This window comes from Streptomyces sp. NPDC059567 (genome assembly GCF_042735655.1).
Taxonomy (GTDB): domain Bacteria; phylum Actinomycetota; class Actinomycetes; order Streptomycetales; family Streptomycetaceae; genus Streptomyces.
Genome location: NZ_JBHWBS010000023.1, coordinates 33,037 through 49,308, shown reverse-complemented (window position 1 = coordinate 49,308; position 16,272 = coordinate 33,037). Strand labels below are relative to the sequence as shown.

At 69.6% G+C, this 16,272-nt stretch carries 17 protein-coding genes; 10 read left to right on the top strand and 7 right to left on the bottom strand.

The features are described from left to right. Positions 1–110: 110 nt before the first annotated feature. A complete protein-coding gene (locus ACFVZW_RS13755; RefSeq protein ID WP_384520532.1) occupies positions 111–1,493 on the bottom strand; it encodes a glycine--tRNA ligase in 1,383 nt (460 codons plus the stop codon). A gap of 175 nt (positions 1,494–1,668) precedes the next feature. Here ACFVZW_RS13755 and ACFVZW_RS13750 point away from each other — a divergent pair, with 175 nt between their 5' ends. Genes ACFVZW_RS13750 through ACFVZW_RS13735 form a run of 4 tightly spaced genes read left to right on the top strand, consistent with a single transcriptional unit; the run spans position 1,669 to position 4,822 of the window. Continuing rightward, positions 1,669–2,652, top strand: a complete 984-nt coding sequence (locus ACFVZW_RS13750; protein WP_384520530.1) for a metal ABC transporter substrate-binding protein — start codon at positions 1,669–1,671, stop codon at positions 2,650–2,652. A 23-nt stretch (positions 2,653–2,675) separates the two neighbouring features. Continuing rightward, complete coding sequence (locus tag ACFVZW_RS13745) at positions 2,676–3,437, top strand: metal ABC transporter ATP-binding protein (RefSeq protein ID WP_384520529.1); 762 nt, start codon at positions 2,676–2,678, stop codon at positions 3,435–3,437. 10 nt (positions 3,438–3,447) lie between these two features. Beyond that, positions 3,448–4,365, top strand: coding sequence for a metal ABC transporter permease (locus ACFVZW_RS13740; RefSeq protein WP_384520594.1), 918 nt, complete (start codon positions 3,448–3,450; stop codon positions 4,363–4,365). Between the two features lie 46 nt (positions 4,366–4,411). Then, positions 4,412–4,822 (top strand): transcriptional repressor, encoded by a 411-nt coding sequence (locus ACFVZW_RS13735; protein ID WP_361848386.1) that lies wholly within the window; start codon positions 4,412–4,414, stop codon positions 4,820–4,822. Positions 4,823–4,906: 84 nt separating this feature from the next. Here ACFVZW_RS13735 and ACFVZW_RS13730 read toward each other — a convergent pair whose 3' ends face one another. Then, positions 4,907–5,452 carry a YcxB family protein gene (locus tag ACFVZW_RS13730; protein WP_384520527.1) on the bottom strand — a complete coding sequence of 182 codons (546 nt, stop codon included), beginning with the start codon at positions 5,450–5,452 and terminating at the stop codon, positions 4,907–4,909. A gap of 105 nt (positions 5,453–5,557) precedes the next feature. On the opposite strand from ACFVZW_RS13730, the gene ACFVZW_RS13725 reads away from it, so the two are divergent. Further along, positions 5,558–6,598 carry a helix-turn-helix transcriptional regulator gene (locus tag ACFVZW_RS13725; protein ID WP_384520525.1) on the top strand — a complete coding sequence of 347 codons (1,041 nt, stop codon included), beginning with the start codon at positions 5,558–5,560 and terminating at the stop codon, positions 6,596–6,598. Positions 6,599–6,763: 165 nt separating this feature from the next. Next, positions 6,764–9,481 carry a M4 family metallopeptidase gene (locus ACFVZW_RS13720; protein ID WP_384520524.1) on the top strand — a complete coding sequence of 906 codons (2,718 nt, stop codon included), beginning with the start codon at positions 6,764–6,766 and terminating at the stop codon, positions 9,479–9,481. An 81-nt stretch (positions 9,482–9,562) separates the two neighbouring features. Here ACFVZW_RS13720 and ACFVZW_RS13715 read toward each other — a convergent pair whose 3' ends face one another. The 4 genes from ACFVZW_RS13715 to ACFVZW_RS13700 all read right to left on the bottom strand — a co-directional run bounded on the left by ACFVZW_RS13715 (position 9,563) and on the right by ACFVZW_RS13700 (position 11,980). Further along, a complete protein-coding gene (locus tag ACFVZW_RS13715) occupies positions 9,563–10,387 on the bottom strand; it encodes an isoprenyl transferase (RefSeq protein ID WP_384520592.1) in 825 nt (274 codons plus the stop codon). 19 nt (positions 10,388–10,406) lie between these two features. Then, positions 10,407–11,156, bottom strand: a complete 750-nt coding sequence (gene recO / locus ACFVZW_RS13710) for a DNA repair protein RecO (protein WP_352187931.1) — start codon at positions 11,154–11,156, stop codon at positions 10,407–10,409. A 426-nt stretch (positions 11,157–11,582) separates the two neighbouring features. Next, on the bottom strand, positions 11,583–11,798 hold the full coding sequence (locus tag ACFVZW_RS13705) for a hypothetical protein (RefSeq protein WP_383562527.1): 216 nt from the start codon (positions 11,796–11,798) through the stop codon (positions 11,583–11,585). Then, the gene (locus tag ACFVZW_RS13700) at positions 11,795–11,980 is read right to left on the bottom strand and encodes a hypothetical protein (RefSeq protein WP_384520522.1); all 186 of its coding nucleotides are present in this window, start codon (positions 11,978–11,980) and stop codon (positions 11,795–11,797) included. Before ACFVZW_RS13700 ends, ACFVZW_RS13705 begins: the two co-directional genes overlap by 4 nt. Positions 11,981–12,151: 171 nt before the next feature. Here ACFVZW_RS13700 and ACFVZW_RS13695 point away from each other — a divergent pair, with 171 nt between their 5' ends. After that, a complete protein-coding gene (locus tag ACFVZW_RS13695; protein ID WP_384520520.1) occupies positions 12,152–12,985 on the top strand; it encodes a Scr1 family TA system antitoxin-like transcriptional regulator in 834 nt (277 codons plus the stop codon). Continuing rightward, complete coding sequence (locus tag ACFVZW_RS13690; RefSeq protein ID WP_384520518.1) at positions 12,967–13,236, top strand: DUF397 domain-containing protein; 270 nt, start codon at positions 12,967–12,969, stop codon at positions 13,234–13,236. Before ACFVZW_RS13695 ends, ACFVZW_RS13690 begins: the two co-directional genes overlap by 19 nt. On the opposite strand, the gene ACFVZW_RS13685 is transcribed toward ACFVZW_RS13690, so the two are convergent. Beyond that, positions 13,217–13,567, bottom strand: coding sequence for a hypothetical protein (locus ACFVZW_RS13685; protein WP_384520517.1), 351 nt, complete (start codon positions 13,565–13,567; stop codon positions 13,217–13,219). The two genes, ACFVZW_RS13690 and ACFVZW_RS13685, sit on opposite strands and share 20 nt — an antisense overlap. Before the next feature lie 313 nt (positions 13,568–13,880). On the opposite strand from ACFVZW_RS13685, the gene ACFVZW_RS13680 reads away from it, so the two are divergent. Further along, complete coding sequence (locus ACFVZW_RS13680) at positions 13,881–14,702, top strand: hypothetical protein (RefSeq protein ID WP_384520515.1); 822 nt, start codon at positions 13,881–13,883, stop codon at positions 14,700–14,702. Between the two features lie 138 nt (positions 14,703–14,840). After that, positions 14,841–16,214, top strand: coding sequence for an FAD-dependent oxidoreductase (locus ACFVZW_RS13675; protein WP_384520513.1), 1,374 nt, complete (start codon positions 14,841–14,843; stop codon positions 16,212–16,214). Positions 16,215–16,272: the final 58 nt, after the last annotated feature.

Genomic DNA, 16,272 nt, shown 5'->3' with positions numbered 1-16,272 from the left:
TTCGTGGCTCTGATGCTGCGCTTACTCCCCCCGTTCCACACAACCAACACACGGCAACCCCCCCTTAACCTACAACTGAACCGGGGGCTTTCCCGTGGAAGCGAGCGGGCTCAGCAGCCGAGCAGGCGGCTGCCCAGGTAGCCCTGGATCTGGTCGAGGGAGACGCGCTCCTGCTTCATGGTGTCGCGCTCGCGCACGGTCACCGCGTTGTCGTCCAGGGTGTCGAAGTCGACGGTGACGCAGAACGGCGTACCGATCTCGTCCTGGCGGCGGTAGCGGCGGCCGATGGCGCCCGCGTCGTCGAACTCGATGTTCCAGTTCTGCCGCAGGTCGGCGGCGAGACCCTTGGCCTTCGGCGACAGCTGCGGGTTGCGGGAGAGCGGCAGGACGGCGACCTTGACCGGCGCGATGCGCGGGTCGAGGCGCATCACGGTGCGCTTCTCCATGACGCCCTTGGCGTTCGGGGCCTCGTCCTCGTTGTACGCGTCGAGCAGGAAGGCCAGCATGGTGCGGCCGACGCCGGCGGCGGGCTCGATGACGTACGGGGTCCAGCGCTCCTGCGTCTCCTGGTCGAAGTAGAGCAGGTCGTTGCCGGAGGCCTTGGAGTGCGCCTTCAGGTCGTAGTCGGTGCGGTTGGCGACACCCTCGAGCTCGCCCCACTCGCTGCCGCCGAACTGGAAGCGGTACTCGATGTCGGCGGTGCGCTTCGAGTAGTGGGAGAGCTTCTCCTTCGGGTGCTCGAACCAGCGCATGTTCTCCTCACGGAGACCCAGGCCCGTGTACCAGTTCCAGCGCTGCTCCATCCAGTACTCGTGCCACTGCTCGTCCTCTCCCGGCTTGACGAAGAACTCCATCTCCATCTGCTCGAACTCGCGGGTGCGGAAGATGAAGTTGCCCGGAGTGATCTCGTTCCGGAAGGACTTGCCCATCTGCGCGATGCCGAACGGGGGCTTCTTGCGCGAGGTCTGCAGGACCTGGCCGAAGTTGGTGAAGATGCCCTGCGCGGTCTCGGGGCGCAGGTAGGCGACCGAGCCGGAGTCCTGGGTGGGGCCGAGGTGCGTGGAGAGCAGACCGGAGAACTGCTTGGGCTCGGTGAAGGTGCCCTTGTTGCCACAGTTGGGGCAGTTCAGGTCGGTGAGGCCGTTCTCGGGGAGACGGCCGTGCTTCTCCTCGTACGCCTCCTCCAGGTGGTCGGCGCGGTAGCGCTTGTGACAGGAGGTGCACTCGGTCAGTGGGTCGGTGAAGGTGGCGACGTGACCCGAGGCCTCCCAGACCTCGGTGGCCAGGATCACCGACGAGTCGATGCCGACGACGTCCTCGCGCGCGGTGACCATGTAACGCCACCACTGACGCTTGATGTTCTCCTTGAGTTCGACACCCAGCGGTCCGTAGTCCCAGGCGGCCTTCTGGCCGCCGTAGATCTCACTGCACGGGTAGACGAAGCCACGGCGCTTGCTCAGGCTGACGATGGTGTCGATCTTGTCGGCGGCCACGGTGCTCTCTTCATTACGACGACGAAGTGCGAATGCTTCAGATTACCGGCGCCCGCACCCCCGGTATCAAATCGGCCCGGCCTCCGCGCGCAGGCGGACGCGCCCGGCGGCGCGTGGCCGGGAACACAGGAAGGGCAATTGACAACCGTTTCCAACTTTGTTGAAAATGAGTGTCATGAACGTACGTCGCCTCATACCCTCCACCGCCGTCGCCGGAGCCGTCGCCCTCGGGCTCGTGACCCTGTCCGCTTGCTCCGGAACGTCCGACGCCGCCGACAAGGGCGAGGGCAGGCTCAGCGTGGTGGCGTCGTTCTATCCCATGCAGTACCTGGCCGAGCAGATAGGCGGCGAGCACGTCTCCGTCGAGACGCTCACCGCGCCCGGCGTCGAGCCGCACGACCTGGAGCTCAAGCCGAGGCAGATCGGCTCGCTCGGCGACGCGGACTACATCCTCTATCTCAAGGGCGTCCAGCCCGCCGTCGACGACGCGATCAAGCAGGCGGGCGTCGAGCACACCGTCGACGCCACCACCCTCACGAAGCTCGAAGCGCACGGCACCGAGGGCGGCCACGACCACGGCGCCGAGGAGCACGGCCACGAGGAAGAGGGCCACGACCACGGCCACGAGTCCGAGACCGGTGCCGACCCGCACATCTGGCTCGACCCGGTGAAGTACGCCGAGGTCGCCAAGGGTGTCGGCGCCTCCCTGGAGAAGGCCGACCCGGACCACGCCGCCGACTACAAGAAGAACACCGACGCCCTGGTGAAGAAGCTCGGTGATCTGGACACGGCGTTCGCGACAGGTCTGAAGAACACCACCACCAAGACCTTCATCACCACGCACTCCGCCTTCGGCTACCTCGCCGAGCGCTACGGCCTCGACCAGGAGGGCATCACCGGCCTCGACCCCGAGTCCGAGCCGAGCCCCGCCCGCGTCCAGGAGCTCCAGTCCATCGCGAAGCAGGAGAAGGTCTCCACCGTCTTCTTCGAGACCCTCGCCAGCGACAGGACCGCGAAGACCCTCGCGAAGGACACCGGCCTCAAGACCGACGTCCTGGACCCGCTGGAGGGAATCACGGACGCGTCCAAGGGCGATGACTACATCGAGGTCATGCAGTCCAACCTCGCCGCGCTGAAGAAGGCCCTCGGCGCGAAGTGACCCACGCACAGCAGGAGGCACCCGTGACCGCGCCCGTCATATCCGTCCGCGGAGCCACGGCGACCCTCGGCTCGCGCCCCGTCCTGCGCGGCATCGACCTCGCCGTGAACCCCGGCGAGGTCGTCGCGCTGCTCGGCGCCAACGGCTCCGGAAAGTCCACCGCCGTCCGCGCGGTCATCGGCCAGGTGCCGCTGACCGGCGGCGCGATCTCGCTCTTCGGCACCGAGCAGAAGCGGTTCCGCGAGTGGGCCCGCGTCGGTTACGTACCGCAGCGCACCACCGCCGCCTCCGGCGTCCCCGCCACGATCCGCGAGGTCGTCTCCTCCGGCCGGCTCTCCCGCCGCAGGTTCGGCCCGCTGACCAGGGCCGACCGGGCCGCCGTCGACCGCGCCATCGAGCTCGTCGGCCTCGCCGACCGCGCCAAGGACTCGGTGAGCGCCCTCTCCGGCGGCCAGCACCAGCGCGTCCTGATCGCCCGCGCGCTCGCCTCCGAGCCCGAGCTGCTGATCATGGACGAGCCGATGGCCGGCGTCGACCTCGCCAGCCAGGAGATCCTCGCCGCCACCCTGCGCGAGCAGGTCGCGGGCGGCACCAGCGTCCTGCTCGTCCTGCACGAGCTGGGCCCCCTGGAGCCGCTGATCGACCGGGCCGTGGTCCTCCGTGACGGCTGCGTCGTGCACGACGGCCCGCCGCCGCAGGCCGTCGGTCAGCATGCGCTGCCCGGCCACGACCACGTCCATCCGCACGCGGCCGGTGAGCCGCTCCGCACGGGTCTGCTGACCTGAGGAAGCTGACCTGATCATGGAATTCCTCGAACCCGCCTTCATGCAGCGGGCGCTCCTCGCGGCCGTCCTCGTCGGCATCACCGCGCCCGCCGTCGGTATCTTCCTCGTCCAGCGCCGCCAGGCCCTGATGGGCGACGGCATCGGCCATGTCGCCATGACCGGTGTCGGCCTCGGCTTCCTGCTGAACAGCAGCCCGGTGTGGATGGCCACCCTCGTCGCCGTCGCCGGCGCCGTGCTCATGGAGCTGATCCGGACGTACGGACGCACCCGCGGCGATCTCGCGCTCGCACTGCTCTTCTACGGAGGCATGGCGGGCGGCGTCATGCTGATCCAGGTCGGCGGCGGCTCCAACGCCAACCTGCTCTCGTACCTCTTCGGATCCCTGTCCACGGTGTCGTCCGAGGACGTCACCGCGATCGCCGTGCTCGCCGCCTTCGTCGTCCTCGTCACCATCGGCCTGCGCCGCCAGCTCTTCGCCGTCAGCCAGGACGAGGAGTTCGCCCGCGTCACCGGCCTGCCGGTGCGGGCCCTCAACCTGCTCGTCGCGATCACGGCGGCCGTGACCGTCACGGTCGCGATGCGGGTCGTCGGCCTGCTCCTCGTCAGCGCGCTGATGGTGGTCCCGGTCGCGGCGGCCCATCAGCTGTCCCGCTCCTTCCGTACGACGTTCGTCCTCGCGATCGTCATCGGCACCGGCGTCACACTGACGGGCACCGTCACCACGTACTACCAGGACCTGCCGCCGGGCTCGCTCATCGTGCTGCTGGCGATCGCCGTCTTCATCGTCCTGACGGCGCTCGCCGCGCCCCTGGCCAGGCGCCGCGCCCGGGCGGCGGAGGCCGCGGCCTCCTCCTCGTCCCCGTCCTCGGCGGAGTGCGACATGGCCGTTCCGTCCACGCGGCGACCCACGGACGACGCCAGGGTCTAGCAGCCTGGCAGAATGGCGGGGGCGACGACATCACTAGGAGGCCCCTGTGGCGACGGCAGGACCCCCCGTACGCGGCCGCTCGACCAAGCAGCGGGCCGCGGTGGCGGCGGCACTGAACGAGGTGGACGAGTTCCGCAGTGCCCAGGAGCTGCACGACATGCTCAAGCACCGCGGCGACTCCGTCGGCCTCACGACGGTGTACCGCACGCTCCAGTCCCTCGCGGACGCGGGCGAGGTCGACGCGCTGCGCACCAGCGAGGGCGAGACGGTCTACCGCCGCTGCTCGACGGGCGACCACCACCACCACCTCGTCTGCCGCGTCTGCGGCAAGGCGGTCGAGGTGGAGGGCCCGGCGGTGGAGCAGTGGGCGGAGACGATCGCCTCCCAGCACGGCTACGTGAACGTGGCGCACACGGTCGAGATCTTCGGGACGTGCGCGGAGTGCGCGGCCAAGTAGGCCTTCAGAACATACGGATGGGGCCCGCACCGGAGCGATCCGGTGCGGGCCCCATCCGCTTCCGTGCGGGCGGAGTTCGCCGGGTCAGACCCGGTTGCTGTACCGGTCGAGCGCAGCCCGCAGCCGGTCGACCTCTCCCGGGTCCGCCGCCCCGCGCTTGGGCAGGACGACCATGGCGATGCCGTACCTGTCGGCGGTCAGCGCGACGAACAGGTCGCGTGTCTCGGCGTACCGGGTGAGCATCGTCCACCGGTACGTCGTCTCGCTGTCCCGCGACACCACGCGTATCCCCGCGCCGTCGACGAAGGCCCGGAACTCCCCTTGCGGGCCGATCATCCGGTGCACCTGCCGCCCCTGGAGGGCGGGAACCATCAGGTACAGGCCGGCGATCAGCACCAGCCCGAACGCCCAGAGCCCCGTACCACTCACGGTCGGCCCCTTCGGCCCGATGACGCTGCCGACGAGGACCAGGGCCAGCAGACCCCCGGCGCTCAGCAGGACGGCGTGCTGCAGCCGTCCCGCCGGCGTGGCACGCATGCGGGCGCGGAGCGCCTCCGTGGCGTCCGACACGACGGGCAGATAGGCCAGCTCCACGGTCTCCGGCGTCGTCTCGTACTGCTCTTCGGTCACGGCCCCTCCCGGCCTCCGGCGACAAGAGGCGTGATCGTAGCGGCGCCCGGGCGGCCCGTTTACCCTGGCCCCTCTGGAGGGGCGGCCGGGAGGGGTGGGGTACGGGTGGAATCGGTGTCCGGGGACGCGTCCCTGCTCGCGCTGCTCGGGCTCGACGCCGAACAGGACAGCGTCTACCGGCTTCTGGTGGACCGGCCGGACAGCGACCCCGCCGCGCTCAACCACCCCACGGCGGACCGGGAGACGGTCCTGCGCGCCCTCACCGGGCTCGTCGAGCGCGGGCTCGCCAGCGCCGAGCGGGACGGGGACGACGTGCGGTACCGGGCGGCCTCCCCGGTCCTCGCGCTCGGCCCGCTCCTGGAGTCCCGGCGCACCGCCCTGCACCGCGTCGAGCACTTCGTCACCGAGCTCGCCGAGCGGCACCGCGCCGCCCACACCCGGAGCTCCGGCGCGCCCCTCGAGGTCCTCTCCGGAGCCGCCGCGATCCGGCGCCGGCTCGTCGCGATGCAGCGTGAGGCGCGGTACGAGGTCCGCTCACTGGTCCCGGCGATGTCGGCGCCCGCCGTCATCACCTTCGAGGACAACCTCGACGAGGTCGAGCGGGACTCGATGCGGCGGGGCCTGACCCTGCGGTCCGTCGTGGCACGGTCCTGGCTGGAGGATCCCCACGCCGCGCAATGGCTCGCGAGGCTCGCCGCGGACGGCCAGCAGATCGCGGTCACCGACGAATTGCCGATCAAGCTGATCATCATGGACGGCGAGTGCGCGCTGCTTCCGCTGGACCCCGAGCGGGACGAGACGGAGGAGCCGGTGGCGCTCGTGGTCCACCGCAGCGGGCTGCTCACGGCACTGATCTCGCTCTTCGAGCAGCACTTCGAGAAGGGCTGGCGACTCAGCACGGCCCCCGGGGAAGAGAGCCTCGCGGACGCGGCGGGGCGGCTCGACCCGATCGACCGGCAGATCGTCGCGCTGCTCCATGTCGGCCTCACCGACTCGGCCATCGCCCGCCAGCTGGGCATGGGGCACCGCACGGTGCAACGGCGCCTGCATTCGCTGATGGAGGCCGTGGGCGCGGCGACCCGCTTCCAACTCGGCTGGCACGCGGCCGAGTCGGGCTGGCTGGACGAGCATCCGGCCGGCCGCTGACCCACCCCGGGCGCCCTCAACCCGCCTTCCCGTAGGCGCATTTACGCCTGGGCGGCTTTGCGCCACGTCCGATCCCTTGTATGCGGAACCTTGAATACCGAACCATCGACCCCATCAGTCGCGAGGGCCACCAGCCCTCGCGTACGTGTGTGATGGGGAGACTTCGTGAGAACACAACGGATCCGTCGGATCCTGGCCACCGGCGTCGTCGCCGCGGCAACCGGTTCAGTCCTGTTGACCGTTCCCGCCCAGGCGCAGGAAGTGCCGGAGACCCCGGCCGCGACCCTGCCCACCACCCCGGTCGCGCCCCGCATGACGCAGGGCCTCGACTCCGCGCCCCGCACCGGCACTCCGGCCGAGGCGGCCCGCGCCCACCTCAAGGCGCACGAGACGACCTACCGGGTCCCCGTCGCCGAACTGGCAACGGTGCGCACGACCAGGTCCGGGGCCCAGTCCTCGGTCCGCTTCCAGCAGAAGCGGGGCGGCGTCCCGGTGTTCGGCGCCGAGTACGCCGTACAGACCGAGACGGCCGACGGCGGCGAGCAGGTCGTCTCCGCGACCGGCACGCTCTACCCCGAGCTGACAGTCTCCACCACGCCCACCGTCTCCGAAGCCACCGCCCGGCAGCGGATGTTCACCCTCGACTCCGACCTCTCCGGTGTCGAGGGCGGCGGGACCGAGAGCCACGGTCTGACCGTGCTGCCCGGCTCCGGCGGCGGCCGTCTCGCCTGGCACTTCACCGTCACCGGCGCGAAGGCGGACGGCTCCCCGGTCCGCCAGGAGGTCTTCGTCGACGCGCACGTGGGCGGCATCGCCCTCTCGTACGACAACATCGACGCCGCGGCCGTCTCGCCCGCCCAGGGCACGGGCGTGAAGGTGGACGGCACCGAGGAGCGGATCGAGGTCGACAAGGGGGCCGACGGCTCGTACTCGCTCGTCGACTCCTCGCGCGCGATGTTCGCGAAGACCGGCGGCCAGATCCGTACGTACGACGCGAACCGCAAGAGCTACCTCGAGGTCGCGAACGGCCCGGTCACGGAGGACGTCAAGGTCGTCTCCTCGCCGACCGACCGCTTCGAGTCCACCGCCACCACCTCCGGAGGGGTGGACGCCCACCTCAACGCCGCGAAGGTCTACGAGTACTTCAAGAACGAGATCGGCCGCGACGGCATCGACGGCAAGGGCGGCACGATCCACTCCGTCGTGAACGTCTCCCGGGGCGGCAAGGACTACGCCAACGCGTTCTGGGACGGCACCAAGATGGTGTACGGCCACATGAACGGCGTCCCCCTCTCGGTCGGCCTCGACGTCGTCGGCCACGAGATGACCCACGGCGTGACCGAGCACAGCGCCGGACTCGTCTACCTCAACCAGTCGGGCGCCCTCAACGAAGCGATATCCGACTACTTCGGCAACGCCATGGAGACCGCCGACAAGGGCGTCGCCATGTCCGACCCGACCTCCGGCCTCATCGGCGAGTACCTCTGCAACGGCACCAAGCCGCTCGCCGAGTGCGCGCTGCGCGACATGAACGACGGCCGGGTCGCCGGCGAGGACTACCTCCCCGCGTCGCTGGACATCGACAACGGCGGTGTCCACCTCAACTCCACGATCGTCTCCGGCGCGCTGTGGGACATGCGCAAGACCCTGGACCCGGCGCTCGCGGACAAGATCGTCTACCGGGCCGCGCAGAACTACCTGACCCCGCTCTCCGGCTTCTCGGACATGCGGAACGCGGTCACCCTCGCCGCGAAGTCGCTCAAGGTCTCCCGCGCCGACCGCGAGGCGATCGCGAGGGCCTTCGCCGACCACGGCATCGTGGAGGGCTGGGAGCACAGGTCCGGCACCCACGACGGGAAGACGCTCGCCCGTGACGTCCTGCCCGCGTACGAGGTGTACAGCGGGGTCGACGAGCAGGCGGCGCAGATCAGCGGCGACGTCTACGCGATCGGCCACGGTGACGCGATCGCCTGGGGCGCGAACAGCGCGGACTTCGGCATCACGGTCGGGCGCTTCGGCAAGCACGGGGACGACGACCGGCACGGCGGCTCTCAGCGCGAGCTGGCCCAGAAGGACGCCTATCTCCTCGACCCGTCGCTCGACGACGACCGGATCGTCTTCACCCGGATCGCCGCCGACTCCATCGGCGTCTACACCGCCGGTGACAAGGGCCAGGGCGCGATCCACAAGCTCGTGGACGGCCCGGGCGACGAGATGGAGCCCGTGACCGCCGACGGCCGGCTCGCCTATGTCAACAAGCAGGACGGCGAGTCCGACGTCATGCTGCGGGAGCGCGACGGCACCACGGTCAACCTGACCCCGGCCCCGGGCACCACCGCCGCGCGCCTGGCCATGAAGCACGGCACGGTGGCCTGGCGGGACGGCGACAACGACCACATCAACGTGTACGACATCGCCACCGGCGCCTCGCAGCGCGTGCGGATCCAGTCCTTCGTCTTCGGCGAGGCCACGGACATCCAGCTCACCAAGGACCGGGTCTTCTGGCGCGAGACCACCGCGTTCCTCTTCCGGAGCGACAGCTTCTGGTCGGCGCCGCTCGGCGACCTCACCCAGAAGAAGAGGGTCGGCAGCCCGTCCACGACCTACGGCGGCCAGTTCTCCGTCAACGAGCAGTACTTCGCCTACTCGACGTACGACCCCAACGGCGCCCTCGGCGCCTGGACCGGCAGGATCGGCAAGGTGAACGCGGCCCCGCTCGCGGACGTGGTGAGCGGCACCCCGACGTTCAGCAGGGTCTCCTGCTCCTCCGGTATGCAGCTGTCCCCGCAGCTCGGCGACGGGCAGCGGACGGTCTGGCTGGACACGACGGCCGCCTCGACGGACGTCGTGACCCGGGACTCGTTCGCCGGCACCTGCGCGTAGGAAAGAGCGAAGGCCCGAGCCGTACGGACCTGTCGTCCGTACGGCTCGGGCCTCGTCCGTCCCTCAGGCCCTGTCCGTCCCTCAGCCCTTGTCGAGCACGGCCATGTCCGCCGGGTCCACGCCGCCGAAGCGGCGGTCGCGGGAGGCGTACTCGACGCAGGCACGCCACAGGTCACGGCGGTCGAAGTCCGGCCACAGCACGTCCTGGAAGATCATCTCGGCGTAACTGCTCTGCCAGATCAGGTAGTTCGAGGTGCGCTGCTCACCACTGGGGCGCAGGAACAGGTCGACGTCCGGCATGTCCGGGTAGTAGAGGTACTTCTGGAAGGTCTTCTCGTTGACCTTCGACGGGTCGAGCTTCCCCGCCGCCACGTCCTCCGCGATCTTCTTCGCGGCGTCGGCGACCTCGGCGCGGCCGCCGTAGTTCACACAGAAGTACAGCGTCATCGCGTCGTTGCCGACGGTCTGCTCCTGGGCGACCTGGAGCTCCTGGACGACCGACTTCCACATCTTCGGCATCCGGCCGACCCAGCGGATACGGATGCCCAGCTCGTCCATCTCGTCGCGCCGGCGCCGGATGACGTCCCGGTTGAAGTTCATGAGGAAGCGGACCTCCTCGGGGGAGCGCTTCCAGTTCTCGGTGGAGAAGGCGTAGAGGGAGAGGTTCTTGACGCCCATCTCCAGGCAGCCCTTGAGCACGTCGAGGACCACGCCCTCGCCGACCTTGTGCCCCTCGGTGCGCGGCAGGCCGCGCTCCTGGGCCCAGCGGCCGTTGCCGTCCATCACGCAGGCCACGTGGTTCGGCACCAGCTCGGCGGGGAGCTTCGGCGGACGGGCACCGGAGGGGTGCGGCTCGGGGACCTTGTACTCCCGGCGCTGCCGTCCGAGGATTCCGCGTCGTGCGATGGCCATGGCGATGGATCTCCTAGCTCTTCTCTACATACCGCAGGGAGCGCAGGCCGCGCTCCAGGTGCCAGTGGAGGTAGGCGGACACCAGCCCGCTTCCCTCCCTGACGTGACGCGGCTCGCACGCGTCCGCCGTCGCCCAGTCGCCGGTGAGCAGCGCGCTGAGCAGGCCGATGGCCTCCGGAGAGGGTACGACGCTGCCCGGCACCCGGCAGTCGCCGCATATGACCCCGCCCGCCGCGACCGAAAAGAACCGGTTCGGCCCGTGAAGTCCGCATTTCGCGCAGTCCTCGAAGCTCGGCGCGTAGCCGTTGACGGCGAGGGAGCGCAGGAGGAAGGCATCGAGGATGAGATGCGGCGCGTGCTCGCCCCGGGCGAGCGTCCGCAGACCGCCGACGAGCAGCAGGTACTGCTGCACGGCCGGCTCGCCCTCGTTGTCCGTGAACCGCTCCGCCGTCTCCAGCATCGCCGTCCCGGCGGTGTAGCGGGCGTAGTCGGTGACGATCCCGCCGCCGTACGCGGCGATGGTCTCGCTCTGCGTACAGAGCGGAAGCCCGCGCCCGACGAGATCACTCCCGCGAGCGAAGAACTGCACGTCGACATGGGAGAAGGGTTCGAGCCTGGCCCCGAACTTCGACTTGGTCCGCCGGACCCCGCGCGCTACGGCGCGTACGCGGCCGTGACCGCGCGTGAGGAGCGTGATGATGCGGTCCGCTTCACCCAGCTTCTGGGTGCGCAGCACGATGCCGTCGTCGCGGAACAGACTCATGCGGCCATTCTCGCCTATACGAGAGGCGGTCGTTTGCCATGTGCACGGCAGCAAATCCAGAGTCGCCGCGTCCTTGATCGTTCCCACGGGGGTCACCGAACTCATGCGCCTCACAGCGCTCGTCGCCGCCACCGCGCCGGCCCTGCCGACCCTGACCACGCCGACCGGCCGCGGAGGCGGAAACGGCGACGGTACGAGCCAGGGCACGGGGATCAACGAGGTGCTGGGCACCAACCCGGAGCGCGCCGATCCTGAGTCTCCAGCCGGCACCCTGATGACGCTGAACTGCCACCCGGACTTCACGACCCCGAGCGGGCTACCGCAAGGACGACACCCTGGTGGAGGGCCGCGTCCCGACCCACTCCTACGAGGACCGAGGCACCCGCCGTGGGGCGGGGGCCTCGCCCCCGCCACACGGCGCCCTCTTCACGGCACCTCGCCCCGGCTCCGCGCGTTCGCGTGCGCCGTGGCCGCGCGCAGCCGCTCGGCGGCGGTGGCGGCCCGCACCCGGTCCGGCTCCGCGTCCCACTCCCGCCCGCCGCCGAGCGGCCGCAGCTGGACGTACGGGCCCTCGTGCCCCATGACCGTGCCGACCTTCCCGGTACGGATGTCGACGACGTACGACCCGATGGGCAGTTTCACGACCGGCCCCCTTCTTCCCCCGGCAGTACGACGGCGGCCAGCCGGCGCGCCGTCTCCACCGTGCAGCGTCCCAATTCGATGAGCGGCCGAGGGGGATCGGCGGCGAGGGTGAGAACGTCGAGCCCGAGCGAGGGCAGGACGATTCCGACCCTCGCGAGTGCGTCGCGCAATTCCCCTGCCACCTCCTGAGCCTCTTGAACGGTCCCCGTTGTCGGTCGCTCGTGTTCTTCCTTCACCAACGCAACCCTTTCCGAATCAATTTCCCGCTTACCGCATCCAGGGTGGTGCCGGATCCGTAGAATCGGCAGATGCGCAGGTCCTACAACCGCTCGGTAGGACGAGGGAGTTAATCCATGGCCAAGGGAACGCGACAGGACGCGTGGGAGTTCTTCGGTGCGGAGCTGAAGCGGCGGCGGGAACCCTCGGGAATGACACAGGGGGAACTGGGGAGGCGGGTGTTCGTTTCCGGTGGATACATAGGCCAGTTCGAACAGGCGATTAGAAAACCCCAGTTGGATGTGGCACAGAGGATCGACGAGGCGCTACAAACCGATGGTTTTTTCGAGCGGCTGTGCCAGATGCTCATCGACAAGTCGCCGTACGCGGACTACTTTGCGGCGGTCGCGGAGCTGGAGAAGGTCACAACGGAGCTGTGCGAGTTCGCATCCACGCTGATTCCCGGCCTGCTGCAGACCGCCTCGTACGCACGAGCAGTCACGCTGGCCAGCAACCCTCTGAAGCCCGAGCAGTTCATCGAGCAGAAGGTCGACGCCCGGATGGATCGCGCAGACATCCTCAAGGGCCGCAATCGTCCGGCGTTCTGGGTCATCCTGCATGAGAACGTACTGCGCACTCCGGTCGGCGGGGCGGCCGCCATGGCGGAGCAGCTTGAGCACATCACGGCTGTCGCTTCCGAGAGGAAGGCGCTGATCCAGGTGATCCCGTACGTGGCCGGGGCGTATCCCGAGATGGCCGGGATGCTGAAACTCATGCAGTTCAAGGACGCGCCGCCAACGGCCTATACAGAGGGCTGGTATTCCGGGAACCTGCTGGACGATCCAGCGGTGGTACGACGAGCCAGCGCCTCCTACGATCTACTGAGGGCCGCCGCGCTGTCACCGGAGGCGTCCCGAGCCCTGATCGAGTCGGCGGCTAAGGATTACAGACGATGCACAAGTACGACCTGAGCCATGCTCGTTGGTTCAAGAGCGCCTACAGCGACGGCCACGGCGGCGACTGCGTCGAGGTCTCGTACGACTTCGTCGGTGCCGCCTGGCGTAAAAGCACGCACAGCGACGGCGACGGCGGCAACTGCGTCGAGGTCCTCGACGACGTCCCCGGGGTCGTCCCCGTCCGGGACAGCAAGGACCCCGCCGGTCCCACCCTCATCGTCCCGGCCGCCGCCTGGGCGGCGTTCGTCAGCGGCCTGAAGGGCTGACGGCCCTCCGCTTACGGCGCCAGGTCTGCGCCGGCGCGAGCACCGCGAGTGCGAGAAGGACGATCGCCGTGATCACGTACGCCGTCGTACGCCCCTGGGTCAGCGCATACGCAGCGCCGACCACGCCCCCGACGGCGACGCCCACCGCAGGGGGCCAGCGGTTCGCGGTGAGTCCGGTGCCGACGAGGAAGAACGTCGGCAGATACGACGCGAACATCACCCACCAGCGCAGCCGATGACCGTCCGCCGGGGAACAGCCGCCCCGGGGCCCTCGTACGCAAGCGCCCTCGACGAGCCCGAGACTGCCCCAGGTCGCCGCCGCCACCACCATCGCGACCAGTTCTTCTCATCGAGCGACCACGCACTCCCCCGGAATCGCAACGGCTCATTCGATCACGCCCATGGCGACCTCAAGGACCGTTTCAGGGGGCTTCAGTCGCGGCCGCCCTCCCGGGAACGGGGCCCTGACTTGAACGCCCCAGCGAGCTTCTGGCTCGGCCGCCCTCGCACCAACACCCTCAGAAACCCGAAAACCACAAGAGCCACCCCGCCAGGCCCCTCAGAACCCCAAACCCGCAGCCCCCTCCAGACCCGCCCACGCAACGCCTTCACCAATCCATCACACGCCCTTAAGATCACGCGTCATGTCGATCACTTCCTCCATACCCGTCCTCCAAGGCCGCGGCGGCTCCGTCCTGTACGCCGAGGATCAGGGGCTCGTCCTGGAGCGCCCCGGCGAGGTGGTGACGTTCCTCCCCGGATCGGTCTCCCAGGTCCATGCCGAGGGGCGGAGCGTCACGCTCGAACTGCGGGCCAAGACGGGGGCCACACCGGTCACGTACCGGATCGAGGACGTGAGCGAGGCCGCCGCCGTCGTCTTCGCCGATGGCCTGAACGCGCTGCTGCCCGGCCCGACGGACGACATCGACGGCACCTACTACACCGTCGTGCGGTCCCTCTCCCGCACCTGGCACCAGAGGTTCCTGCGGCGGATCAAGTGGCTGGTGATCGGCTGCCTGGTCACGGTCGTCGCCCTGTGCGTGGTCGTCGCGGTCGCGGGACAGGCGGCGATCATCATCGGCCTCGTGCCGGTCGGCGGCATCACGACGGCGGGGCTCGGCGTCGGCGCGTACGCGGTCGGAAGGTGGCTCCGCGAAAGGCGGCTGCTCAGGCACGGCGTCATGGTCTTCGCGACGCCGGCCGACGCACCGGGTGTGTATCTGTACACGGACAACACCGGCACGACCCGCCCCCTCAAGCACTGGGGCTCCGAGCCGTTCATCCGGGCCGGCTACGACCCCCGCGACCCGTCGGACGCGCTTGTGCCCCAGGCGCCGCTCCTGCGGCGCTCGAACTTCGCCCTGGGGCTCTTCATTCTCTTCTGCGCCCTGAACGGCGTGGCCATGCTCGTCTTCCTGACCGTCGACGCCGTCACCGGTGGTTCCTTCTCCGAAGGAGCGGTCTAGCTCCCCCTTTGAGAAGTCATAAGTTCAGCTTATGGGGCCATAGACGGGGGGCGGGTACCACTCCGCGCGAGGCGTTATTTAGGGTGACCTAAGTGGCGACGGCTATCGTCGCCGCGTCGCTTGCGAAGGGAACCTGACATGCCCCGCCCTCTCCGGGTCGCGATCGTCGGCGCCGGCCCCGCCGGGATCTATGCCGCTGACGCGCTGCTGAAGTCCGAGGCCGCCGCCGAGCCGGGCGTGTCCATCGACATCTTCGAGCGGATGCCGGCGCCCTTCGGCCTCATCCGCTACGGCGTGGCCCCCGACCACCCGCGCATCAAGGGCATCATCACCGCGCTCCACCAGGTCCTCGACAAGCCGCAGGTCCGCCTCTTCGGCAATGTCGACTACGGCACCGACGTGCACCTCGACGACCTGCGCGCCTTCTACGACGCCGTGGTCTTCTCGACCGGCGCCATGGCCGACCGCGAGCTGAAGATCCCCGGTGTCGAGCTGGACGGCTCGTTCGGCGCCGCCGACTTCGCCTCCTGGTACGACGGCCACCCGGACGTCCCGCGCACCTGGGAGCTGGAGGCCGAGAAGGTCGCCGTCCTCGGCGTGGGCAACGTGGCCCTCGACATCGCCCGCATCCTCGCCAAGACCGCGGACGAGCTGCTGCCGACCGAGATCCCGCCGAACGTCTACGACGGTCTCAAGGCCAACAAGGCCGTGGAGATCCATGTCTTCGGCCGCCGCGGCCCGGCCCAGGCCAAGTTCAGCCCCATGGAGCTGCGCGAGCTGGACCACTCCCCCACCATCGAGGTCATCGTCAACCCCGAGGACATCGACTACGACGAGGGCTCGATCGCCGAGCGGCGCAAGAACAAGCAGACCGACATGGTCGCGAAGACCCTGGAGAACTGGGCGATCCGCGACATCGGCGAGCGCCCGCACAAGCTCTTCCTGCACTTCTTCGAGTCCCCCGTCGAGATCCTCGGCGAGGACGGCCAGGTCGTCGGCCTCCGTACCGAGCGCACCGAGCTGGACGGCACCGGCAATGTGAAGGGCACCGGCCAGACCACGGACTGGGACGTCCAGGCCGTCTACCGCGCCGTCGGCTACCTCTCCGACGAGCTGCCCAAGCTCCCCTGGGACACCGCCTCCGGCACCGTCCCGGACGAGGGCGGTCGCGTGATCGAGGAGGGCGGCGAGCACCTCGCCTCCACGTACGTCACCGGCTGGATCCGCCGCGGCCCGGTCGGCCTCATCGGCCACACCAAGGGCGACGCCAACGAGACGGTCGCGAACCTGCTCGACGACTTCGCCAACGGCCGGCTGCTCACTCCCGAGACCCCCGAGACGGACGCGGTCGTGTCCTTCCTCGAGGGCAAGGGCATCACGTACACGACGTGGGAGGGCTGGTACGCCCTCGACGCCGCCGAGAAGGCGCTGGGCGAGCCGCAGGGCCGCGAGCGCGTGAAGATCGTCGAGCGCGAGGACATGCTCCGCGCGAGCGGCGTCGAGCCGGCCTGACGCCGAAGCCAGGCCGCCGAAGCCTGACGCCGAAGCCAGACGCCGAAGCCAGACGCCA